Origin of the sequence: Micromonospora radicis (assembly GCF_003583405.1) — a bacterium.
Classification (GTDB): Bacteria; Actinomycetota; Actinomycetes; order Mycobacteriales; family Micromonosporaceae; genus Micromonospora; species Micromonospora radicis.
The window spans coordinates 42,467-62,578 of the sequence record NZ_QXEC01000008.1 but is presented as its reverse complement, the minus strand read 5'-3'; the positions used below and the strand labels follow the sequence as shown (position 1 = coordinate 62,578).

The window sequence follows — 20,112 nt, the reverse complement described above, 5'->3', positions numbered from 1 at the left end:
ATCCGTCGCCCTTCGGCACGTCCAGGGGTGTTCAGGTCAGTTCGACCCGGATGCCGACCGTGCCGCCGGTACCCCGGCGCAGCCGGCTGCCGAGCAGCGTGAGCCGGCCGATCACCCGGTACTTCTGTTTGATCAGCCCCCGGATGCGGGCGGTCGCCCCGGGGTCGTACAGGCTCGCCCGGCCGGGCACCGCCGCACCGTGCGGTCGACCCCGCACGTCGCACGGGGCCACCGTGACCTCGCCGCTGCGGCGGATCCGCTTCACCTTGCCGGAGTCCGCGACGGTCCAGATCGCCAGGGCGTCGCCGTCGCGCACCGCCCAGACCGGGGTCGCCACCGCACGGCCGTCCTTGCGAAAGGTCGTGAGCAGTACGTACTTCTCCGCCGAGAGGCGGTCCAACGTGGTCACGCGCCCCAGGATACGGCCGCTGCGGCTGACTGAGCAGCCCGATAGCGTGACGGATGTGACGGGGGAACCACGCATCGGCGACGTCTTCGGTGAGCTGGTACGCGACGCACTGGCGGTGCACACCGGGGTCGGACCCCGGCCGCTGGCCGGTGGGCGGCTGCCCCGTCCGGTCATCGAGATCATCGAGCGGGACGACGGGCTGATCAACGGGGCACCGGCCGCGCCGTACCTCGACGGGCCGCAGGACTGGCAACCGCACGACCACCGGGCCGTCGACCGGGTACGCGGTGCCACGCTGGACGTCGGTGTCGGTGCCGGACGGATCGCGCTGGTGCTCCAGGAACGGGGCGTACCGGTCACCGGGCTGGACATCTCACCCGGCGCCCTCCAGGTCTGCCGCCGCCGGGGCGTACGCGACCTGGTCCGCGCCACGGTCGACGAACACGCCGAGAGCGGACGGCGCTACGACACGTTCCTGCTGCTCGGAAACAACCTCGGGCTGATCGAGGGGCGGGAACGCGCGCCGGTCTTCCTCGCCGCACTCGCCGCGATGGCCCGCCCGGGAGCGCAGGTGATCGCCCACGGCACCGATCCGTACGGCACCCGCGATCCGGTACACACCGGTTACCACGAGCTGAACCGGCGCCGGGGCCGCCTGGGCGGGCAACTGCGGCTGCGGCTGCGCTACCGAGAACTCGGCACGCCCTGGTTCGACTACCTGGTCTGCTCCGTCGACGAACTGGCCGAGCTGGTCCGGGGCACCGCCTGGCGGCTGGCCGACGTGGACGACCGGGACGCCCCGTACTACCTCGCCACCCTGCGGCTGGCCGGTTGAGCGGCCGGAGACGTCAGGAGGGGCCCTTGCCATACCGGCGGCGTCGACCAGGGCCCCTCCTTCCGCTCAGACCTGGACGGTCGGGGGGAGCTGCTTCGGGGGGAGACCGCCGTCGCCGTCGACGACCGCGTCCGGCTGGCCGTCCTCGTCGATGTCGACCATGGTGACGTCGACCTTGCCGTCGCCGTCGGTGTCGAACTGGAACAGGTCGGCCTTGCCGTCGCCGTCGGTGTCGACCACCCACACGTCGGTCCGGCCGTCGTTGTTGGTGTCGGCGCGCAGCAACTCGACGCGCTCGTCGCCGCGCGTCTCCACGGTCTCCTCGGCGCCCGCGCCGTCCACGGTCTCCGGTGCCTGACTCATCAGCTGGTCCTTCCCTTGGTTGTCGGCGCTTCCTACCCGATCCCGGCCGCCCCCACGCACGCGGCGGCGGTCGGTGCTGCATAGGGTCGCACCATGACTGAGCGGAGCGTACGGGCTGGCTCGGGCGTGGCGGCGACCCCGCGCGCCGACGGCGCCAGCGAACCAACGATCGTCACTGTGCGGTGGTGTCGTAATGACTGAACGGTTCGTCGTGGTCGGGGCCGGCACGATGGGGCTCGGCATCGCGTACGTGGCCGCCGGGGCGGGCTACGGGGTGGAACTGGTCGAGCTGGACCAGGCGCGGGGCGCCGCGGCCGTCGAGCGGCTCACCGGGCTGTGGGAACGGGCGGTGCAGCGCGGCAAGCTGACCGCCGAGCAGGCCGCCACGAACCGGGCCCGGGTCACCCTGCGGGCCGGGCTCGCCGAGGTCGCCGAGGCGCCGGAGGTGATCGTGGAGGCGGTGCCGGAGCGGCTCGACCTCAAGCGGTCCGTACTGGCCCAGGCGGAGGCGCTGCGCCCGATGCTGCTGGGCAGCAACACGTCCAGCATCGCCATCGCCGACCTCGCCGCCGACCTGGCCCGACCGGAGCGCTTCTGCGGGCTGCACTTCTTCAACCCGGTCTGGGCGATGGCCCTGCTCGAGGTGGTGGTCGGCCCGGCCACCGCCGCGACGACCACCGAGGCGGCCGTCGCGCTCGCCGGCCGGCTCGGCAAGGACCCGGTCGTGGTACGCGACATGCCCGGCTTCGCCACCTCCCGCCTCGGGGTGAACCTGGGGCTGGAGGCCATCCGGATGGTCGCCGACGGGGTGGCGAGCCCCGCCGACATCGACAAGGCGATGGTGCTCGGCTACCGGCACCCGGTCGGGCCGCTGGAGCTGACCGACCTGGTGGGTCTGGACGTACGCCTCGACATCGCCCGCACGTTGCAGGCCGCGTACGGTGACCGGTTCGCGCCGCCGCCACTGCTGCTGGAGATGGTGGCCCAGGGCCGGCTGGGCAAGAAGTCCGGCCAGGGCTTCTACCGCTGGACCGACGGCGTGCGTTCCGGCGGCACCGACCTGCCCGGCGGGGCGCGGTGAGCGCGGGACTGCGGGTCGAACAGTTGCCGGACCGGCTGGTGGTCACGCTGGACCGGCCGGAGAAGCGCAACGCCATCGACGCCGACCTGATCGCCGCGCTGCACGAGGTCTGCGCCGAGCTGGAGGCCGACCCGCGGATGCTGCTGCTGACCGGCGGCACGGCGGGCATCTTCGCCGGTGGCGCGGACATCGCCCAGCTGCGCGAGCGGGGGCGGCTGGACGCCCTCGCCGCGATCAACTCGGCGGCCTTCGCCCGGATCCGGGCGCTGCCGATGCCGACCGTGGCGGCGGTCGACGGGCCCGCGCTGGGTGGGGGCGCCGAACTGGCGTACGCCTGCGACCTGCGGGTGGGTACCGAGCGGACGGTCTTCGGACAGCCGGAGGTGCGGCTGGGCATCCTCGCCGGTGCCGGCGCCACGCACCGCCTGCCGGCCCTGGTCGGCGAGGCCCGGGCCAAGGAACTGCTGTTCACCGGGCGCCGGGTGGACGCCGCGGAGGCGCTGCGGATCGGCCTGCTGAACCGGGTGGTGGCCACGCCGGACGAACTGCTTCCGGCGGCTCACGACCTGATCGACGAGATGGCCAAGGGGTCGGCGTTGGCGCTTCGGCTGACCAAACTCGCCGTGGACGCCCCGCCCGCCGCGCACCCACAGCTGGATCTGGTCAGCCAGGCGGTCCTCTTCGAGGACGAGGAGAAGCGCCGGCGGATGACCGAGTTCCTCGACCGGCGGCGCGGACGCTGAGCCGGCCGCCCGGCGCCGCACCCGCCACCTCGGCGCTGGGCCGGGTCGGAACCCGACGGCCGCACCGGGATCCCGGTGCGGCCGTCGGTCGGTACGTGCTCAGGTGACGCGGGTCAGCGGCCGAGCGCGGCCAGCGGTACGTCGGCGTCGGCGAGTGCCCGCACGACCGCGGCGGACTCGGCGAAACCGATGATCAGGACGGCGTCCGCGCCGAACTCCTTGATCTCCTTGGCGCCCGCGGTGAAGTCGATCGGCGGGGCGTCGGCGCCCTCGCCGGGCTCGTAGTCGAGCAGCCGCACCTTGTCGCCACCGAAGCCGGCCCGTTCCAACTCGGCCCGGACGACGTCCTGCAGGCCGGTGCCGTAGGAGTCCTTACGGGCCACGATCGCGATCTTGTGCGGGCCGTCCCGGAGGATGACGTCGGCCAGTGCCCGGCCCTGGAGCCCGTCCGGCGGCGCGGTGCGGAAGTAGAGGCCCTTGTCGTCCGCCTCGGTCAGGCTCGCCGCGGTGTTCGACGGGGAGAAGAGCACCCGCCCGGCCTTCACCACGTCCTCCAGTACGGCGGCGGAGATACCGGAGCCACCGGCCCCGATGATCACGTGTACGCCGTCGGCCACGTGACGGGCCACGGTCGCCTTGGCGACTGCGGGGTTGGTGCCGTCGTCACCGTCGATCCAGACCACGTCCTCGCCGAGTACGCCACCGGCGGCGTTGATCTCCTTGATCGCCAGCGCCGTGCCGGCGGCCAGCGGCGGGTAGGCGATCGCGAGGTCACCGGTCTTGGGCAGTAGGCCGCCGAGGACCAGCGGCGCGTCCGAGGCCGGGGCGCCAGCACGCGGCGGTCGCTTGCTGCTCGCGGCCGACTCGTCACCGGCACCGACGAACTCCGTCTTGGCGTCGTTGAGCTGCTGGCCGTCGAAGTGCAGGGTGGCGTAGCTGGCGGTAGCCGGCTCACCGGCGTCGGTGAACCCGGCCCGGGTGATCGAGACGCTGCGGTACTCGATGTCCTTGCCGTCGCGGATCAGCCGCAGACACTGGGTCACGGTCCCGCACTGGGTGCCGTTGTTGGTGACGCCGACGATCTGCTTCGCGATGGCCGCCGGGGCGGTGGTACCGGCGATCTCGGCCGCGAGGGCACTGATCACCACCGCGTCGTACGCCTCGGCGGCGTAGAGGAAGCCATCCAGGTCCGGGTCGACGGACAGTAGCCGCTTCCGGAAGTCCTCCGGCAGCGGTGTCAGCGGTGTGGTGCCCTTCATGCCGTCCACCAGGTTGGCGCGATCGCCCAGCTCGTCGGCGTACGAGTTGGACATGTTGCCGTCCGTGCCGTAGAGGCGCACCTGTTGGGTGCTCGACTCCTCGGGCTGGTCATTCCCGCAAGCGCTGGTGGCGAGCAGGACCGTGGCGCAGGCAACCGTGATGGCTGTCCGCGCACCGCGTGACATGTGCATCGTCGTCCTTCCTCGGGCGAAGGTCCGCTGCGCAGACTAGCGTGCCGCGCCGGGCAACGGGACCGTGGAGGCCCGTCTATCCGCAGGTCGCCTCCGTCGTGTACGGAGAGTGACGGTTGACGGCTCCTTGACCGGCACCCCTACCGTGCGGTGGGTGACCGACTCGCCACAGCAGACGCTTGCCGACGCCGCGGCCATCCTCAGTTCGGCGCTCGACGGAGACTCCGACGCGGTGGCGGGAACCTTCGACGCGGTCGTCGACCGGGCCGGCCTGACCGGCGCGTACGACGTGGCGTGGTGCCTGGCCGCGACCATGGTCGGCGATCCGGTGCCGCCCGGAGCCTGCGCACTCGACTTCCCCGACATAGACCAGGCGGGGTACGACGCCCGATGGGTGGCCCGCTTCGTCAGCGCGTACGCCAACTCGGACCTCGACACCGCTCAGGCCCTGTTCGGCGCGGCGGCGGCCGACGGCCTGCTGCCGGAGTGCCTGCTCACCCTCGCCGGCTCGACCGTGGCCACGCTGCGGCACCGCTGCACCTGAGGACCGCTCGCTCAGCCGACCCGGTCGGCGACCGTAGCGGAGTAGCGGGAGAGCAGTTCGTGCCAGCCGGCGGTGAGCGCCTGCCGGTAGCCCTCGGCGGCCTCACCGTGCCGGTCGAAGTGCCGGTGCGTGACCTCGACGAGGGTGCCGCCGCCCGCCGGAGTGAACAGCACCTCGACCTCGCTGGCCTGCGCCGGGTCGGGCACCGGCGCGCGGTCCGCACTGATCTGCCAGGTGAAGACCAGCCGGCGGGGCGGATCCCAGGTGAGCACCCGGCCCCAGTCGTTGCGGAATCCGTAGGGGCCGATCTCGTAGAGCATCCCGCCGGCCCGCGGCTCCATGCCGAGGTCGGCGAGGACGGCCGGGCCGGACCAGGTGTACTCGGTGACCCACCAGTCCGCGAGTCGGCCGGTGAAGACCTCGTATGCCTCGGCTGCGGGGGCCGGAACCAGCAGGCTGGTGCGCAGTGCGTAGCGCTCGTGATCCTGCTGGATGTCGGTCGGATCGGCCATCCCGTGCCCCATAGGCCCGGACCATACCGGCTGATGCCCGGCTGCGCAGCATGGCTGATGTCCGTCCCGCCTGGTGATCTGTCCGGTTGCGGACGGTTCCGCCGGACCGGTCGGCGGCGCCGCGGCAGGCGTACCAACAGCAAGATCCCCACCTACGTTTCCGCTGGTGGGGATCTCTGTAGCCCGGCGAAAGGCTATGTGGCCAGGGGCGGGGTCGAACCGCCGACCTTCCGATTTTCAGTCGGACGCTCGTACCAACTGAGCTACCTGGCCGTGGTGGTGCTCGGTTCATGCTACCCGCCCGACGGGATCACCATCGGTCGGGTCAGCTGCCCCGATACGCAGAACGCCGCGCGTGGTGCGCGGCGTCAGCGCTTGCGGTCCTGACGGGACTTGAACCCGCGACCTCCGCCTTGACAGGGCGGCGAGCACTCCAACTGCTCCACAGGACCTAGCTGATGTTGCATCCGGCCGAAGCCGGACCGTGCCCCCAACGGGATTCGAACCCGTGCTACCGCCTTGAAAGGGCGGCGTCCTGGGCCGCTAGACGATGAGGGCGGCCCCGCCATCATTGCACATTCGCAACTCTGTGCGGACTTGCTCCCATCCGGCCCCGCCGGAGGCTTGGAAAGCATACGTGATGTCTCACCGGACGACCAAACCGGTATGGCAGCAGCCGTCAGGTCGGACGAAACCACAGGTCAGCGGGCTCTGGTCGGCGCCGAAGCGGCGACCCGGCGCCGACCAGAGGACGGCTAGCGGAGCCGGGCGACGCCGTGGTCGCGCTTCAGCGCGGCGATCAGCTTGCGGCAGGCGGCCAGGGTGGCGGCCCGGTTGCCGCCGCCGTCGTGCAACAGGACGACCGCGCCGGGCCGGGCCGCCCGCTCGACCCGCTTCTCGATCGTGGCGGCGGTCGGCCGGGCCCAGTCCTTCGGGTCGACCGTCCAGTGCAGCGACCGCATGCCCAACCGCTTCGCGACCTTCACCACCTCCGCGGTCCAGCGGCCACCCGGCTGCCGGTAGAACGGCACCTCCGCGTCCGGTACCGCCCGCCGGATCTCCCTGTTCGTGCGGACGAGGTCGGCGCGGATCTCGGCCACCGGACGCCGCGCCAGGTCGAAGTCGTGGTTCCAGCTGTGGTTGCAGAGCTGGTGTCCCTCCCGGGCGATCCGCCGGACCAACTCGGGGTGCTTGCGGACCTGGGTGCCGACCACGCAGAAGGTGGCCTTGACCTTGGCCGCCTTGAGCCGGTCCAGCACCTTCGGAGTCCAGTTCGGGTCGGGCCCGTCGTCGAAGGTGAGGGCCACCTGGGAAACCCCGGTGGTGCGGACCAGGCCGGCGGGCAGCTTGGCCGGCAGCGCCCGCAGCGTGGGCGTCGGCGAGGCGGTCGGGGTCGGTGTCGACGGCTGTGGCGGCAGCGCCGCCGAGGGGGGTGGGCTGGCGGGCGACGCGGTGGGCTCGGGTGGATCCGCGCCGCAGCCGGAGAGCAGCAGTACGGCCAGGCCCGTGACGCAGGCGAGCAGGGCACGAGATTGCATCGTTCGCTCCCGAGAAGGGTTCGGGTACGTAGCCCCCGACGCTAGTTCATCCCTTTTCGGTGGATCGACGGCGGGTCAGGAGGCGGCGGAGCGATCGAGCGAGTTGCGTACCGCGACGGCGAGGGTGACGGCCTCGGCCAGGTCGACCGGGCGCATCACCCCGCTGGGCAGCGCCTCGGGCTGCCACCCGGGTCCGGCGGCGAGCACCAGCAAGGGTCGACGCGGCGCGGTGAGCAGGGCGGTGAGCTGGGCCGGATCGGCGGTGGCCCGGGTGTGCGACCAGAGCACCACGGCGGCCGGGCCGATCCGGTCGATCGCGTCCAACAGGGCGGCGACCGGCACCCGGGCGCCGAGCATCCGGTGGCTGACGCCGGCCTCGACGAGCGCCGCCGCCAACGCCTCCAGCGGCAGGCTGTGCTGCTCCTCGTCGGCGCAGGAGAGCAGGATCCGAGGCGGTCGTCCGGCGGGCGCGGGGCGGGCCGTCACGACCGCGGCGAGCGCCGCCGACACGTACCGGGAGAACAGATGCTCCACCTCGATCAGTCCCCCGGTCGCGGCGTGTCGCTCGCCGATGCCGACCAGGACCGGACGCAGCAGCCGGTCCCAGGTGGCGACGACACCGTCGGCGGCGATGGTCCGGGAGATCGTCTCGCTGATCGCCGCCGAGTCGAGCCGCATCGCGGCCCGGGCCAGACCGCGCGCCGCCGGCCCGGCGCGGTTGACCGGGATGGTCGTGCCGCCGCCGTCGCGGGTCCGTCTCGGACCGCTCCGCGGGGTGGCTCGCTGCGCGGTCGAGTCGGCCGTCTGCCGGGCCCAGCGGGCTGCTTCGGCCGGGCTGACCCCCTCGGCGGTGAGTCGCCGCATGACCTCCAGCCGGGCCAGGTCGGTCGGGGTGTAGCGCCGGTGGTGTCCTGGTACGTGCTGGCTGGGCCCGAGCCCGTACCGCTGGTGCCAGGTGCGCAACGTGGTCACCGCGACGCCCAGTCGGCGGGCCACCGCCCCGGCGCTCAGCGCCTCATCGGCCACCCGGCCGCTCCGGCGCGTCGCCGGGCACTCCGGCCGGTTCCGAGGGGTGCAGCAGCCGGTCGACCACGCCCGCCAGCCACGGTGCGTAGGAGTCGGGATCGTCGCCGATCTCGGCGGCCAGTGTCACCGGGTCGGCCCAGCGCAGCTCCGCGACCTCGGCGGGGTCGGGGTGCAGCGGCTGGTCCGGTCGGAACTCGCCGCGCAGCACGTGGTCGTACTCGACCTCGACCCGGCCGGTGCCGGGGTCCTCGGCGCGGTAGAGGTGGATCCCGACCTCGGTCAGCGGCACCGGCCCGGCGCCGAGTTCCTCCCGCAGCCGCCGGTTGGCGGCGGTGGCGAGGGACTCACCGGGCAGTGGATGGCCGCAGCAGGAGTTGGCCCAGCGCAGCGGGAAGCGGGTCTTGACCGGGGCGCGGCGCTGCAGCAGCACCCGACCGTCCGGGGCCACCAGCAGTACGGAGAACGCCCGGTGTAGTTGACCCGGTGGCTGGTGGGCGGCGGCCACGGAGGTCGAGCCGACCGCCTGACCCGTCTCGTCCACCAGCTCGACCAGGTGACCCTCGCGGGACTGGGGCATCAGGACCGTCCTCCGGTGATCCGGCCGGCGGCGAGCTTGCCGGAGATGAGCACCATCGGGACCCCGACGCCGGGTTGGGTGCCCGAGCCGACGAAGACCACGTTCGACAGCGAACGGTGCAGGTTGGCGGGGCGGAATGGACCGGTCTGGAAGAGGGTGTGCGCGGCGGCGAAGGGCGTGCCGGCCGCCATCCCCTGCTGCGCCCACTCGGCCGGGGTGACCGCCCGGAGCACCTCGACCCCGGCGCCGAAACCGACGTAGCCGCGCTCTTCCAGGGCGGCGATCAGACTGTCGGTGTAGCGGGTGGTGAGGCCGCCCCGCCAGTCGAACGGTGCCCGGTCGAGGTTGGGCACGGGCGCGAGTACGTAGTAGGTGTGCCGGCCGCCGGGTGCCACCGCCGGATCGGTCCGGCTCGGGTTGGTGACCAGCAGGGATGGGTCGGTCATCAACTCGCCGCGCCGGATCACCTCGTCGAAGGTGCCCTTCCAGGCCCGACCGAAGTGGATGTTGTGGTGGGCGATCCGACGGTAGCCCTGGGTCGAGCCGACGTGCAGCACGACGCAGGACGGTGAGTAGGTGAGCCGGCGGGGACGGGCCGGGGGGAGCAGGTCGCGGTAGGCCACCGGCAGGTCGGGGTTGAGCACCACCGCGTCCGCCGGGACGAACTCGCCGTCGGCGGTCAGTACGCCGGTGGCGCGGCCGTTCGCGGTCTCCACCCGGGTCACCGTGGTGCCGTACCGGATCTGCACGCCGTGCTTCTCCGCGGCGCCGGCCATGCCCCGGGAGACGGCGTGGATGCCGCCGCGCGGGAAGTAGACCCCGGCCACCGAGTCGAGGTACGCGATCACCGCGTAGATGGCCAACGCGTCGTGCGGCGCGAGGCCGGCGTACATCGCCTGGAAGGAGAAGATCCGTCGGGTCCGAGGATCCCGGAAGAACTGGTCGATCTTGGTCTGAAGCCGCCGGAAGGCGCCGGTGGCCATCAGCCTGAGCAGGTTGGCGGTGAGCAGATCGGTGGGCGCGTCGAAGTTGCGTTCGATGAAGTCGGCCCGCTCCAGCCGCCACAGGTTGCGCGCGAAGTCGACGAAGCGCAGGTAGCCGTCGGCCTCTCGGGGACCGCAGACCCGGGAGATCTCCGCCGCCATCCGGGACGTGTCGGTGAGCACGTCCAGGGTCGAGCCGTCCGGGTAGTAGGCCCGGTAGGCGGGATCGAGGGGGACCAGGTCGAGCCAGTCGGTCAGTTCCTCGCCGACCGCGCCCAGCGCCTCGGCGATCAGGTCGGGCATGGTCAGCACGGTCGGGCCCGTGTCGAACTCGTAGCCGTCGACGCTGAGTCGGCCGGCCCGGCCCCCCGGCACCGGCTCGCGTTCCAGCACGGTCACCTGCCGTCCGCTGCCGGCCAGGTGCAGCGCGCAGGCCAGACCGCCGAGGCCGGCTCCGACGACCACCACCCGGTCGGTACGTCCGTCGACGGTCCGCACCGGCGACCACCTCCTGTGCATCAGGCCCGCCGGTGGGTGGCCGCGGTGGCCAGGCGGACGAGCGCGGTGCGGGCGGTCTCGTCGATGGTGACCGCCTCAAGGGCGCTCAACGCCTCCTCGACCCGTTCGTCGATCATCCGCTCGATCCGGTCGACGGCGCCGGTGTCGGTGACCACCTCGGCCAGCCGGGTGATCTCCGGGTCGCCGGACTGTGCGCCGGTGCCGTCCAGCGCCTGTCGCTGGACCGGGCTGGCCAGCTCGCGGGCCAGCATGAGCAGCGCGGTCGGCTTGCCGGTGCGCAGGTCGTCACCGGCCGGCTTGCCGGTGGTGGTCGGGTCGCCGTAGACGCCGAGTAGATCGTCGCGGAGTTGGAACGCCTCGCCGACGGCGAGCCCGTAGCGGGTGTACGCGGCGGCCAGCGGGGCGCCCTCGTCCACACCGGCCAGGCTGGCGCCGAAGAGCAGTGGTCGCTGGACGGTGTAGCTGGCGGTCTTGTAGCGGGCCACCCGCAGCGCCCGGTCGACCGACCAGTTGGCCGGGTCGGTCTCGCCCAGGATGTCGAGGTACTGCCCGGCGACCGTCTCCACCCGCATCCGGTCGTAGCCGCGGCGTACCTCCAGCAGCCGGTTCGGGGGCAGGGCGGCCTGGGCGAGCAACTGGTCGGCCCAGACCATGCAGAGGTCGCCGATCAGCACGGCGACGGCCTCGCCGAACCGGCCGGAGTCGCCGTTTCGCCCGGCGGCGGAGTGCTGGGCGGCCACCGCCACGTGGGCGGTGGGTCGGCCCCGGCGGGTGGTCGAGGCGTCCATCACGTCGTCGTGGACCAGCGCGAAGGTGTGCAGTAGCTCCAATGTGGCCAGTGCGGGCAGCACCGGGTCGAGTGGCTCCCCACCGCCGGCCGCGCCGCGCCAGCCCCAGTAGGCGAAGAGCGGGCGGACGCGCTTCCCGCCGGCGAGGACGCAGTCCCGTGCCGTGGCCGCGAACGCACCCATCGACGCGTCGATCTCGGTCAGTGCGTCGACCTCGGACTCCAGGAAGTCGGTCAGGGTCTTCTCGACGGCCGTGACGAGGTCCTGCGTGTACGCGGCAAGGACGGCCAGAACCGGTTCGTCTGCACCGATCGGCTGTTCAGGCACCACGCGAAGGAGGTTACCCGTAAGTCGATCGTTGGCCATGTGGCTGAGCGTACCCTAAGGTTGCAAGTTGCGTCGATTGGTGCGTCGATTCTGAGGAGGGCCGATGGAGCTGGACCTCGCCGCTGCCTACGAGCGGTGTCGTGAGCTGCACAGACAGCATGGACGCACCTACTATCTCGCCACCCGACTGCTGCCCGCATGGAAACGACGGCATGTGCACGCCTTGTACGGATTCACCCGGTACGCCGACGAGATCGTCGACCGGACCGAGGACCTGCCGCCGGCCGAGCGCGCCACCCGGCTCGACGACTGGGGCGGGCGGTTCGTGGCCGGGCTGCACGGCGAACCGGTCGACGATCCGTTGCTACCGGCGGTACTGCACACCATCGCCGTCTTCGACCTCGACCGCGAGGACTTCGCCTCGTTCCTCAAGAGCATGGCGATGGACCTGACCGTCGCGTCGTACCGCACCTACGGTCACCTGCTGGACTACATGGAAGGGTCGGCCGCGGTCATCGGCACCATGATGTTGCCCATCCTGGGCAGCCCGGACCTGCCGGCGGCCCGCGAACCGGCCCGCCAGCTGGGCTTCGCGTTCCAGCTCACCAACTTCATCCGGGACGTGGCCGAGGACCTGGACCGGGGCCGGACGTACCTGCCGGAGGACGACCTGGCCGAGTTCGGGGTGACCCGCGACGACCTGCTGGCCTGCCGGGCCGCCGGCCGGGCGACCGAACCGGTGCGCGAGCTGATCCGCCACGAGGTGACCCGGGCCCAGGAGCACTACGCGGCCGCCGCCGCGGGGGTGGTGCTGTTGGAACCCGCCTCGCAGTCCTGCATCCGCACCGCGTACGCGCTCTACGGCGGAATCCTCGACGAGGTGGCCGCCCAGGACTACGACGTCTTCGTCCGGCGGGCCACGGTGCCGCAACGGCGTCGGCTGGCGGTGGCCGCGCGCGCCCTGCTCACCCCGAGCGGCACCCCGGTCGCGCTACCCGGCCCGGCCCGGTGACCGGGCGTACCGCCATCGTGCTGTTCACCCGCGACCTGCGGGTGCACGACCACCCGGCGCTGACCGCCAGCTGCGCCGCCTTCGACCGGGTGGTGCCGTTGTACGTGCTCGACCCGGCGCTGGCCCGACGGTCGGCGAACCGGAACCGGTTCCTGCACCAGAGCCTCACCGCGCTGCGCGCGGCACTGCGCGGGCTCGGCGGCGACCTGGTCGTCCGGCACGGCGACCCGGTGGCCGAGACCGTCCGACTGGCCGGCGAGGTGGGCGCCGAGGCCGTCGCGCTCAGCGCCGACGTCTCCCGGTACGCCGAACAGCGGGCCGGACGGTTGCGCGCCGAGTGCGCGCGGCACCGGCTGGGCCTGCGCTTCTTCCCTGGGCTCACCGTGGTCGATCCCGGCGCGTTGCGGCCGACCGGCGGCGACCACTACCGGGTGTTCGGCCCCTACCACCGGGCCTGGACCGGGCAGCCCTGGCGGGCGGAGCTGGCCGCCCCGGCCCGGGTACTGCTCCCCGCCGGGGTGCGGGCCGGTCGCCTCCCGGCCCAACCCGGGGGCGAGTCACCGGAGGCGGCGGCCGGTGGCGAGGACGAGGCGCGGCGCCGGTTGGACCGATGGTTGCCGACCGCGGCGGGCTACGGCGACCGGCACGACGACATGGCCGGCGACGCCACCTCCCGGCTCAGTCCCTACCTGCGGTTCGGCTGCCTGTCGCCGCTGACGGTGGCGAGCCGCGTCGACGACCGGTTGTCGCCCTTCGTCCGGCAACTCTGCTGGCGGGACTTCCTCTACCAGGTGACCGCCGCCTTCCCGGAGATCTCCGTCAGGGCGTACCGGCGGGGTGCGGTGGAGCGTTGGCGCCACGACGACGACGCGCGGACCGCCTGGGAACAGGGACGGACCGGAGTGCCCATCGTGGACGCCGGGATGCGGCAACTACGCGCGCAGGGCTGGCTGCACAACCGGGCCCGCCTGATCACCGCCGGGTTCCTGACCAAGTCGCTCGGCCTGGACTGGCGGGCCGGACTGGCCGGCTACGCCCGGTGGCTGCTCGACGGCGATGTGGCCAACAACGCGGGCAACTGGCAGTGGGTCGCCGGCACCGGCAACGACACCCGCCCGTACCGGGGGTTCAACCCGGTACGGCAGGCCGAACGGTACGACCCGGACGGAGCGTACGTGCGCCGCTGGGTACCGGAGCTGGTGGCGGTGACCGGTACGGCGGTGCACCGCCCCTGGCGGCTGCCCGCCGCCCTCCGGCAGACCCTCGACTACCCGCCGCCGCTGGCGCCGCCCGACGCCGAGCCGGTCTGGCTGCGCTGACCGCTTAGCCGGTCCGGTTGCGCTGTGCGCTGGTCGGTCTGGTTTGCGCTGCGCGCTGGGTCGGTCTGGTTGCGCCGGGGCCGCGTGGTCGGCTGGTCGCCGGTCGTCCGGTGCGCGATGCTGGCGGCATGGCAGAGCCGGAACTGGTGGACGTGGTCGTGCTCGGGCTGGGCGTCGGCGGCGAGGAGGTGGCCGGACGACTCGCCGAGGCGGGGCTGGTCGTGGTCGGTGTCGAGCGCAACCTGGTGGGCGGGGAGTGCCCCTACTGGGGCTGCATCCCGAGCAAGATGATGATCCGGGCGGCCAACGCGGTCGCCGAGGCACGCCGGGTCGACACCCTGGCCGGCAGCGTACAGGTCCGTCCCGACTGGGCGCCGGTGGCGCGGCGGATCCGCGAGGAGGCCACCGACAACTGGGACGACCGGGCCGCGGTACGTCGGTTCACCGACAAGGGTGGGCGCCTCGTACGGGGCAGTGGCCGGCTCGACGGGCCGGGCCGGGTGCGCGTCGGTGACCGGGTGTTCCAGGCCCGGCACGGCATCGTGCTGGGCACCGGCACCCGCCCGTCGGTGCCGCCGTTGGACGGCCTGGCCGACACGCCGTACTGGACGAACCGGGAGGCCGTCGAGATCGCCGACCTGCCCGGGTCGCTGCTGGTGCTCGGGGGCGGCGCGATCGGGTTGGAACTGGCGCAGGTGTTCGCCCGCTTCGGGGTACGCGTGACCGTGGTCGAGGCGGCGGACCGGGTGCTCGCCGTGGAGGAACCGGAGGCGTCGGAGGTGGCCGCCGCCGCGCTGCGGGCGGACGGCGTGGAGATCCACACCGGAGTCGAGGCCGCCCGGGTCGAGCACGACGGGCAGGGGTTCGCCCTGCGCGGCACCGACGGTGCGGAGTTCACCGCCGAGCGGCTGCTCGTGGTGACCGGCCGTCGGGCGCACCTCGACGGGTTGGGGCTGGACACGGTGGGGGTGGCCGCGAACCAGCGGTATCTGCCGGTGGACGACCGGCTGCACGTCGCCGACGGGCTCTGGGCGGTCGGCGACGTGACCGGTGAGGGTGCCTTCACCCACATCGCCATGTACCAGGCGTCCATCGTCGTCGCCGACGTGCTCGACCACGCCCGGCGGGCTGCCGGTGGCGCGGATCCCAGTGGTACCGCCAGCGTGGTCGGCGGAGCGGTCGGCGTGGCCAGTTCACTGGCGGCCACCGGTTCGAGTGGCTCGGCGGGTTCGGTGCCCCGCGCCGACTACCGGGCGCTGCCCCGGGTCACCTTCACCGATCCGGAGATCGGCGCGGTCGGCCTCACCGAGCAGCAGGCCCGCGAGCGGGGCATCAACGTGCAGGTCGGTTTCTCGCCGTTGTCCTCGTCCACCCGGGGCTGGATCCACAAGACCGACGAGGGTGGCTTCATCAAGCTGGTCGCCGACGCCGACCAGGGGGTGCTGATCGGGGCCACCTCGGTCGGTCCGGCCGGTGGTGAGGTGCTCTCCGGGCTGGTGGTGGCGGTCCACGCGGCCGTACCGCTGGCCCAACTGCGCCACATGATCTACGCGTACCCGACGTTCCACCGCGCCATCTCCGAGGCCCTGCGCAACCTGGGCTGAGGGAAGCGTCCCGTCGAGGGGCGCACAGCCCAGCGGTGACGCCTCGACGCCAAGTCCGGCTTCGGCACGTGGGGAGGGGGAAGGCGGGAGGGGAGAGGCGGAGGGATTTAGGGGGTGGGGCGGGAGGCGAAGCGGGCGGCGCCGGCCTCGGCGTCGGTGGCCAGGGAGTGCAGGCCGTAGGTCAGCTCGGTGGCCAGCGCCTCGGGCTCGGGTTGGGCGGCGGTGGCCAGCACCGAGGCGCGGTCGTTGCGCAGGCAGGTCTGCGGGTGACGGGCGATCTCGGCGGCCAGCCGCTCGGCCGCCGTCCGGGCCTCGCCCGGGCCGACCAGCCGGTTGACCAACCCCATCGCGTACGCCTCCGCCGCCGGCACCGGGCGGCCGGTGAGGATCAGGTCCATCGCCCGGCTCTCGCCGATCAGCCTCGGCAACCGAAACGTGCCGCCGTCGATCAGCGGCACTCCCCACCGGCGGCAGAACACCCCGAGCACCGCGTCGGATTCGGCGACCCGAAGGTCGCACCAGATCGCGAGTTCCAGGCCGCCGGCCACCGCGTACCCGGAGATCGCGGCGATCACCGGCTTGCTGAGCATCATCCGGGTCGGCCCCATCGGACCGTCGCCGTCCGGTTCGACCCGGTTACCGCGGGGCGTACCGATCGCCTTCAGGTCGGCACCGGCACAGAAGGTGCCGCCGGCCCCCCAGAGCACCGCCACCGCCGCGTCGGCATCGGCCTCGAAGGCGCGGAACGCGTCGGCCAGGGCCCGCGCGGTCGGACCGTCGACCGCGTTGCGGGCCGCCGGTCGGTCCAGGATCACCGTGGTCACCGGTCCGTCGTGCGCCACCCGTACCGCCATCGCATCAGGATGCCGGGTCGGGCGGCTTCGCGGCCAGTGGGGTGACCGGCCCGAGGGCCGAACGACCACGCGGGAGTATTTGTCCTCGACGACCTGTTTGCCACGGCGAGGGGTGGGAAGTCGGCAATCGTGCGAGCGTTGTTGACGAAGATCGAGCAAGCCTCCCGCCTGGACCAGTTCGGGGACCGGCTACAGCGCGTGGTGCAGGGCACCCTGCGTGGGCAACGGGTCCGCGACCTGCTGCACGGCGTCTGGCTGGGACATCCGCTGCATCCGGCGATGGTGCAGGTGACCGTCGGCTCCTGGATGAGTGCGGCCGTACTGGACCTGCTGCCCGGCCAGCGCCGCGCGGCCACCGCGCTGGTCGCGGTCGGCACCGCCAGCGCCGTGCCGGCTGCCGTCGCGGGACTCAACGACTGGGCGGCGCTCGCCCGTGACCAGCGCCGCGTCGGCCTGGTGCACGCCGCGTCGAACACCGTCGCACTGGCCCTGTACGGCGGGTCGCTGGCCGCGCGACTGTCCGGCCGGCACAACCTCGGCCGTACGCTCGGCTTCCTCGGCCTCGGCGCCGCCAGCGCGGGCGCGTACGTGGGCGGGCACCTGGCGTACAAGCAGGGCGCCCAGGTGAACGTGAGCGTCTCCGACCTGCACCTGATCAGCGAAGGTTGGCACTCGGTCGCCGAGATGGACACGCTGCCGCAGCGGGAACTGGTCACCCGCAAGGTCGACGACGTGTCGGTGATCCTCTACCGGCACGGGGACGACGTGACCGTGATGTTGGAACGCTGCCCGCACCAGAGCGGCCCGCTCGGTGCGGGCGAGGTGACCGAGATCGACGGGCACGCCTGTGTGGTCTGCCCGTGGCACGGCAGCACGTTCCGCCTCAACGGTGGCGAGGTGGTGCACGGCCCATCCTCCAACGACCAGCAGATCCTGCCCAGTCGCGTGGTGAACGGCAGGCTGGAGGCGCGACTGCCCTGATCCGGCCTGCCGGATCGTCAGTCCTTGCGGTGCCGGCCCACCGGAAGCTCGCGGGGCGGCCCGCTCGGCACGTGCTGTCGAGGTACGACCGATACCGCGACCGGGCGGCGACGCAGACCCAGCACGGCGCCGATCTGGGCGCCGACGATGCTGGCCACGGCGAGTACCGCGGAGATGGCCAGCGGCCGGTTCACCCGGTCGGGTTCGCCGGCCCGGGCCGCGCCGACCGTCACCACCGGTGGGTGATTGTCCGACACCTCGTCGCGCGGCACCGTCGGCTGCCACTGCTCGGAGGAGGCCGGCTTCGGGGCCGCGCCCTCCCCTCGTGCCGGGTCGGCCGGACCGGGCGCGGGCCGTACCGGTGCCGTGTCGGGGCTGACCAGGCGACCCGTGGCGTGTGCCCGGGCGCCCTGGTCGCGTGCCTCCGTTGGCAGCTTGATCAGCTGGCCGGGGCGGATCCGGTCCGGGTTTCGCAGGTCGTTGAGGGCGGCGATCCTGCGGTAGTCGTCGAAGTCGTCGAGATAGCGGTCGGCGACCTTCCCGAGATAGTCGCCCTTGGCCACCCGGTAGACCGGGGCGTCGGCCGCCGCCGTCGTCGTGGTGAGCGTAGTCGCCGGGGTGACTGCCGCCGGGGCGAGCGCCGTCGCCGCCGCCGGGGGCGGGGCGTACGCGGGAGCGGCGTATCCGGTGGTGGCGGCGGTCGCGGCCGGGCTGGCGGCGAGGATCAGCGCCACCGACCCGACCAGGGCGGCCGCGGCCCGCTGCTGCCGACCCATCCCGGGCAGCCGGGGCGCCGGCCGGCGCAGCGACTGGGCAGCCAACTCCACCAGTACGGAGAGGGCGAACGTGGCCCAGCCGAACCAGCCGGCCAGCGCCAGCGCCCGCAGGAAGAGCTGACCGTCGTCCCGGCTGGTCAGGGTGGTGCCGATCTCGGCCAGCGTGGGTACGTGGTCGGGCAACGGGTTGCCGGCGAAGGCCAGCAACGCGATCGGTCCGCCGACCAGCAGGCCGACCAGTACGACGAGTGCACCGAAGCCGGTCAGCACCCGACCGGCCCGCCGTAGCGCGGTACCACCCGATGCGGCCATGGCTACCTTCCTTCCTTAGGGAACCCCGGTCAGGGCCCGCGCGGTCGCCTCTCCGGAGACGGTGACGGTGTTGGAGAAGCCGAGGAGGCCGAGCATGGCCCGGCGGTAGGTGATCGTGACGCGTACCCGGATCAGGGTTTCGCCGCCGACCACCGGGAAGTTCACGGTGTGGCCGCTGGCCCCGGCGGCGGAGAGGTAGTCCTCGACGGCCCGGCGGGCCTGGCCCTGGTCGATCCGCTTGGGGCCGCCCTCGATCGCGGCCGCCAGGTCGATGGCCTGGCCACCCGCGCGGGCGGCCTCGGCGGCCAGGTTCTCGGCGCGTTGGAGGGTACGCAGCTGACCCGCGCCGTCGAAGGCCATGCCGATGATGGCCAGCACCCCGACCAGGGCCACGGCGAGGAAGATGCTGACCCGCCCCTGATCATCGCGCCCGGTCGTCATCGCCGGCTCCGGTAACGGTCCAGCGGGGAGGTGAACGAGACGGTGATCCGGTTGCTGGTCGGCATACCGTCCAGCGCGGAGAGCCGGATGTCCCGGTAGGACACCGTGCAGGCGAGGGTGACGGTGACCGAGGCGTCCTGCCCGACGGCGCTGGCGAACGCCGCGTTGAAGCTGGTGGAGCGGCCGTCGACGCTACCCCGGAAGGTGACCTGCGGGGCGCCGACGCAGGACACGCCCCGCCAGTCGAGCTGCTGACGGGCCGCCGCCTGGGCCTCCCGTCGGGCCGTGGCGGCGTCCCGGGAGATCGAGGCGGCTCGGGCGGCGTCGTGCGCGGCGGTCTCGAGCGCCTCGTGGGCCACTGCGGTACGTCCGGCGACACCGGCCAGCACCATCATCGCCACGAACGCCGGTGCCAGCACCGCCACCTCGATCGAGACCGAGCCTCGGCTCATGGTTCGGTCCATCGCTCCACCGTCCCGTGCGCGGTCTGCCGGATCGAGAAACTGACGCCCGGCACGATCGACAGGGACCGCCCGGTCACCGAGCAGGTCACGTCGGTGGCCGTGGTGACGCAGCTGGGCCCCGGGTTCTCCCAGCCGACCAGCCAGTCGCCCGCCTGGTTGAGGAACCTCGTCGCCCGCTCGGCACCGGCGTTCGGTGCGGCCTGATGCAGCCGCTGGGCGTTGACGGCGCTCTGTGCGGCGTTGAGCGCGGTCGAGCGGGCCACGAAGACCGCGGCAACCTGGATCGAGGCGAACAGCATCACCAGGATCGCCGGCATCACCACCGCCAGTTCGACCGGGTTGCCACCGCGTTCGCCGTCGCCGGGCAGCCGACGGTGCCGGGAGGCGAACGCCCCTCGGCACCACCGGCCGTACCGGAGAAGGCGCACCGTCACCCACCCGACGGCGGGCCGGGGATGGCGTCCATCCAGTTCTCGGCCGCGGTGAGGGCGAGGGCGGTCACCGCCAGCGCGGCAGCCACCAGTCCGAAGATGATCACAGCGGTGGGTACCGGGCTGTCGCCGCGATCACCGGACAGCTCGGCCAGCCGCGCACGTAGCGCGGCCTGTAGGTAGGTGAGGACGGACATCGGGGTCTCCTTGACTCGGGGTGCG

Annotated in this window: 23 protein-coding genes and 3 tRNA genes; 8 read left to right on the top strand and 18 right to left on the bottom strand. The window is 73.0% G+C overall.

Annotated features, from left to right (window positions below):
• Nucleotides 1–31 precede the first annotated feature (31 nt).
• The gene (locus D2L64_RS10675; protein WP_119574935.1) at nt 32–409 is read right to left on the bottom strand and encodes a PPOX class F420-dependent oxidoreductase; all 378 of its coding nucleotides are present in this window, start codon (nt 407–409) and stop codon (nt 32–34) included.
• Nucleotides 410–464: 55 nt separating this feature from the next.
• Between D2L64_RS10675 and D2L64_RS10670 the strand changes: the two genes are divergently transcribed.
• Nucleotides 465–1,244: a class I SAM-dependent methyltransferase gene (locus D2L64_RS10670; protein WP_119574933.1), complete on the top strand. Its 780-nt coding sequence runs from the start codon at nt 465–467 to the stop codon at nt 1,242–1,244.
• A 66-nt stretch (nt 1,245–1,310) separates the two neighbouring features.
• Here D2L64_RS10670 and D2L64_RS10665 read toward each other — a convergent pair whose 3' ends face one another.
• Nucleotides 1,311–1,607: a hypothetical protein gene (locus D2L64_RS10665; RefSeq protein ID WP_119574931.1), complete on the bottom strand. Its 297-nt coding sequence runs from the start codon at nt 1,605–1,607 to the stop codon at nt 1,311–1,313.
• A 193-nt stretch (nt 1,608–1,800) separates the two neighbouring features.
• Between D2L64_RS10665 and D2L64_RS10660 the strand changes: the two genes are divergently transcribed.
• Both D2L64_RS10660 and D2L64_RS10655 read left to right on the top strand, forming a co-directional pair.
• The gene (locus D2L64_RS10660) at nt 1,801–2,688 is read left to right on the top strand and encodes a 3-hydroxyacyl-CoA dehydrogenase family protein (protein ID WP_119574929.1); all 888 of its coding nucleotides are present in this window, start codon (nt 1,801–1,803) and stop codon (nt 2,686–2,688) included.
• Entirely contained in the window at nt 2,685–3,431 is a 747-nt protein-coding gene (locus tag D2L64_RS10655; protein WP_119574927.1) for an enoyl-CoA hydratase/isomerase family protein, read from the top strand. Before D2L64_RS10660 ends, D2L64_RS10655 begins: the two co-directional genes overlap by 4 nt.
• A gap of 113 nt (nt 3,432–3,544) precedes the next feature.
• On the opposite strand, the gene D2L64_RS10650 is transcribed toward D2L64_RS10655, so the two are convergent.
• Nucleotides 3,545–4,882 (bottom strand): ABC transporter substrate-binding protein, encoded by a 1,338-nt coding sequence (locus D2L64_RS10650; protein WP_119574925.1) that lies wholly within the window; start codon nt 4,880–4,882, stop codon nt 3,545–3,547.
• Nucleotides 4,883–5,036: 154 nt separating this feature from the next.
• Here D2L64_RS10650 and D2L64_RS10645 point away from each other — a divergent pair, with 154 nt between their 5' ends.
• Entirely contained in the window at nt 5,037–5,426 is a 390-nt protein-coding gene (locus D2L64_RS10645; RefSeq protein WP_119575159.1) for a hypothetical protein, read from the top strand.
• Nucleotides 5,427–5,437: 11 nt separating this feature from the next.
• Here the strand turns inward: D2L64_RS10645 and D2L64_RS10640 are convergent, their stop codons facing one another.
• From D2L64_RS10640 to D2L64_RS10600, 9 genes are all read right to left on the bottom strand, one after another.
• Entirely contained in the window at nt 5,438–5,950 is a 513-nt protein-coding gene (locus D2L64_RS10640) for an SRPBCC family protein (protein WP_119574923.1), read from the bottom strand.
• A gap of 187 nt (nt 5,951–6,137) precedes the next feature.
• Nucleotides 6,138–6,211: transfer RNA gene (locus tag D2L64_RS10635), tRNA-Phe, on the bottom strand.
• A 105-nt stretch (nt 6,212–6,316) separates the two neighbouring features.
• Nucleotides 6,317–6,390 (bottom strand) — tRNA-Asp (locus D2L64_RS10630).
• A gap of 33 nt (nt 6,391–6,423) precedes the next feature.
• Nucleotides 6,424–6,496, bottom strand: a tRNA-Glu gene (locus D2L64_RS10625).
• Between the two features lie 197 nt (nt 6,497–6,693).
• Nucleotides 6,694–7,476 carry a polysaccharide deacetylase family protein gene (locus D2L64_RS10620; protein ID WP_119574921.1) on the bottom strand — a complete coding sequence of 261 codons (783 nt, stop codon included), beginning with the start codon at nt 7,474–7,476 and terminating at the stop codon, nt 6,694–6,696.
• Nucleotides 7,477–7,551: 75 nt separating this feature from the next.
• Nucleotides 7,552–8,502: a MerR family transcriptional regulator gene (locus D2L64_RS10615; protein ID WP_119574919.1), complete on the bottom strand. Its 951-nt coding sequence runs from the start codon at nt 8,500–8,502 to the stop codon at nt 7,552–7,554.
• Nucleotides 8,492–9,079 carry an isopentenyl-diphosphate Delta-isomerase gene (gene idi, locus D2L64_RS10610; protein ID WP_119574917.1) on the bottom strand — a complete coding sequence of 196 codons (588 nt, stop codon included), beginning with the start codon at nt 9,077–9,079 and terminating at the stop codon, nt 8,492–8,494. Before idi ends, D2L64_RS10615 begins: the two co-directional genes overlap by 11 nt.
• Entirely contained in the window at nt 9,079–10,560 is a 1,482-nt protein-coding gene (gene crtI / locus D2L64_RS10605; protein WP_199714498.1) for a phytoene desaturase family protein, read from the bottom strand. Before crtI ends, idi begins: the two co-directional genes overlap by 1 nt.
• A gap of 20 nt (nt 10,561–10,580) precedes the next feature.
• Nucleotides 10,581–11,735, bottom strand: a complete 1,155-nt coding sequence (locus D2L64_RS10600; protein ID WP_119574913.1) for a polyprenyl synthetase family protein — start codon at nt 11,733–11,735, stop codon at nt 10,581–10,583.
• A gap of 64 nt (nt 11,736–11,799) precedes the next feature.
• On the opposite strand from D2L64_RS10600, the gene D2L64_RS10595 reads away from it, so the two are divergent.
• The 3 genes from D2L64_RS10595 to D2L64_RS10585 all read left to right on the top strand — a co-directional run bounded on the left by D2L64_RS10595 (nt 11,800) and on the right by D2L64_RS10585 (nt 15,631).
• Complete coding sequence (locus D2L64_RS10595) at nt 11,800–12,708, top strand: phytoene/squalene synthase family protein (protein WP_119574911.1); 909 nt, start codon at nt 11,800–11,802, stop codon at nt 12,706–12,708.
• Complete coding sequence (locus D2L64_RS10590; protein ID WP_119574909.1) at nt 12,705–14,027, top strand: cryptochrome/photolyase family protein; 1,323 nt, start codon at nt 12,705–12,707, stop codon at nt 14,025–14,027. The genes D2L64_RS10595 and D2L64_RS10590 overlap by 4 nt, the downstream gene beginning before the upstream one ends.
• Nucleotides 14,028–14,155: 128 nt before the next feature.
• Complete coding sequence (locus tag D2L64_RS10585; RefSeq protein WP_119574907.1) at nt 14,156–15,631, top strand: dihydrolipoyl dehydrogenase family protein; 1,476 nt, start codon at nt 14,156–14,158, stop codon at nt 15,629–15,631.
• Nucleotides 15,632–15,738: 107 nt separating this feature from the next.
• On the opposite strand, the gene D2L64_RS10580 is transcribed toward D2L64_RS10585, so the two are convergent.
• Nucleotides 15,739–16,485, bottom strand: coding sequence for a crotonase/enoyl-CoA hydratase family protein (locus D2L64_RS10580; protein ID WP_119574905.1), 747 nt, complete (start codon nt 16,483–16,485; stop codon nt 15,739–15,741).
• Nucleotides 16,486–16,614: 129 nt separating this feature from the next.
• Between D2L64_RS10580 and D2L64_RS10575 the strand changes: the two genes are divergently transcribed.
• On the top strand, nt 16,615–17,466 hold the full coding sequence (locus tag D2L64_RS10575; RefSeq protein ID WP_119574903.1) for a Rieske 2Fe-2S domain-containing protein: 852 nt from the start codon (nt 16,615–16,617) through the stop codon (nt 17,464–17,466).
• Nucleotides 17,467–17,483: 17 nt separating this feature from the next.
• On the opposite strand, the gene D2L64_RS10570 is transcribed toward D2L64_RS10575, so the two are convergent.
• The 5 genes from D2L64_RS10570 to D2L64_RS10550 form a co-directional block, all read right to left on the bottom strand.
• Nucleotides 17,484–18,554 carry a LysM peptidoglycan-binding domain-containing protein gene (locus D2L64_RS10570; protein WP_119574901.1) on the bottom strand — a complete coding sequence of 357 codons (1,071 nt, stop codon included), beginning with the start codon at nt 18,552–18,554 and terminating at the stop codon, nt 17,484–17,486.
• A 15-nt stretch (nt 18,555–18,569) separates the two neighbouring features.
• A complete protein-coding gene (locus D2L64_RS10565; RefSeq protein WP_119574899.1) occupies nt 18,570–18,995 on the bottom strand; it encodes a pilus assembly protein TadG-related protein in 426 nt (141 codons plus the stop codon).
• Nucleotides 18,992–19,459 carry a TadE/TadG family type IV pilus assembly protein gene (locus D2L64_RS10560; protein WP_119574897.1) on the bottom strand — a complete coding sequence of 156 codons (468 nt, stop codon included), beginning with the start codon at nt 19,457–19,459 and terminating at the stop codon, nt 18,992–18,994. The genes D2L64_RS10565 and D2L64_RS10560 overlap by 4 nt, the downstream gene beginning before the upstream one ends.
• Entirely contained in the window at nt 19,444–19,827 is a 384-nt protein-coding gene (locus D2L64_RS10555) for a TadE/TadG family type IV pilus assembly protein (RefSeq protein WP_233558910.1), read from the bottom strand. The genes D2L64_RS10560 and D2L64_RS10555 overlap by 16 nt, the downstream gene beginning before the upstream one ends.
• A 62-nt stretch (nt 19,828–19,889) precedes the next feature.
• Nucleotides 19,890–20,087, bottom strand: coding sequence for a hypothetical protein (locus D2L64_RS10550; RefSeq protein ID WP_119574893.1), 198 nt, complete (start codon nt 20,085–20,087; stop codon nt 19,890–19,892).
• Nucleotides 20,088–20,112 lie beyond the last annotated feature (25 nt).

What these genes read in the sequence shown, in the direction of transcription:
- D2L64_RS10600 (WP_119574913.1), bottom strand. Translation starts at nt 11,735, where the DNA reads ATGGCCAACGATCGACTTACGGGTAACCTCCTTCGCGTGGTGCCTGAA.
- D2L64_RS10580 (WP_119574905.1), bottom strand. Translation starts at nt 16,485, where the DNA reads ATGGCGGTACGGGTGGCGCACGACGGACCGGTGACCACGGTGATCCTG.
- D2L64_RS10560 (WP_119574897.1), bottom strand. Translation starts at nt 19,459, where the DNA reads ATGGACCGAACCATGAGCCGAGGCTCGGTCTCGATCGAGGTGGCGGTG.
- D2L64_RS10665 (WP_119574931.1), bottom strand. Translation starts at nt 1,607, where the DNA reads ATGAGTCAGGCACCGGAGACCGTGGACGGCGCGGGCGCCGAGGAGACC.
- D2L64_RS10565 (WP_119574899.1), bottom strand. Translation starts at nt 18,995, where the DNA reads ATGACGACCGGGCGCGATGATCAGGGGCGGGTCAGCATCTTCCTCGCC.
- D2L64_RS10595 (WP_119574911.1), top strand. Translation starts at nt 11,800, where the DNA reads ATGGAGCTGGACCTCGCCGCTGCCTACGAGCGGTGTCGTGAGCTGCAC.
- D2L64_RS10640 (WP_119574923.1), bottom strand. Translation starts at nt 5,950, where the DNA reads ATGGGGCACGGGATGGCCGATCCGACCGACATCCAGCAGGATCACGAG.
- D2L64_RS10620 (WP_119574921.1), bottom strand. Translation starts at nt 7,476, where the DNA reads ATGCAATCTCGTGCCCTGCTCGCCTGCGTCACGGGCCTGGCCGTACTG.
- idi (WP_119574917.1), bottom strand. Translation starts at nt 9,079, where the DNA reads ATGCCCCAGTCCCGCGAGGGTCACCTGGTCGAGCTGGTGGACGAGACG.
- D2L64_RS10585 (WP_119574907.1), top strand. Translation starts at nt 14,156, where the DNA reads ATGGCAGAGCCGGAACTGGTGGACGTGGTCGTGCTCGGGCTGGGCGTC.
- D2L64_RS10570 (WP_119574901.1), bottom strand. Translation starts at nt 18,554, where the DNA reads ATGGCCGCATCGGGTGGTACCGCGCTACGGCGGGCCGGTCGGGTGCTG.
- D2L64_RS10660 (WP_119574929.1), top strand. Translation starts at nt 1,801, where the DNA reads ATGACTGAACGGTTCGTCGTGGTCGGGGCCGGCACGATGGGGCTCGGC.
- D2L64_RS10550 (WP_119574893.1), bottom strand. Translation starts at nt 20,087, where the DNA reads ATGTCCGTCCTCACCTACCTACAGGCCGCGCTACGTGCGCGGCTGGCC.
- D2L64_RS10650 (WP_119574925.1), bottom strand. Translation starts at nt 4,882, where the DNA reads ATGCACATGTCACGCGGTGCGCGGACAGCCATCACGGTTGCCTGCGCC.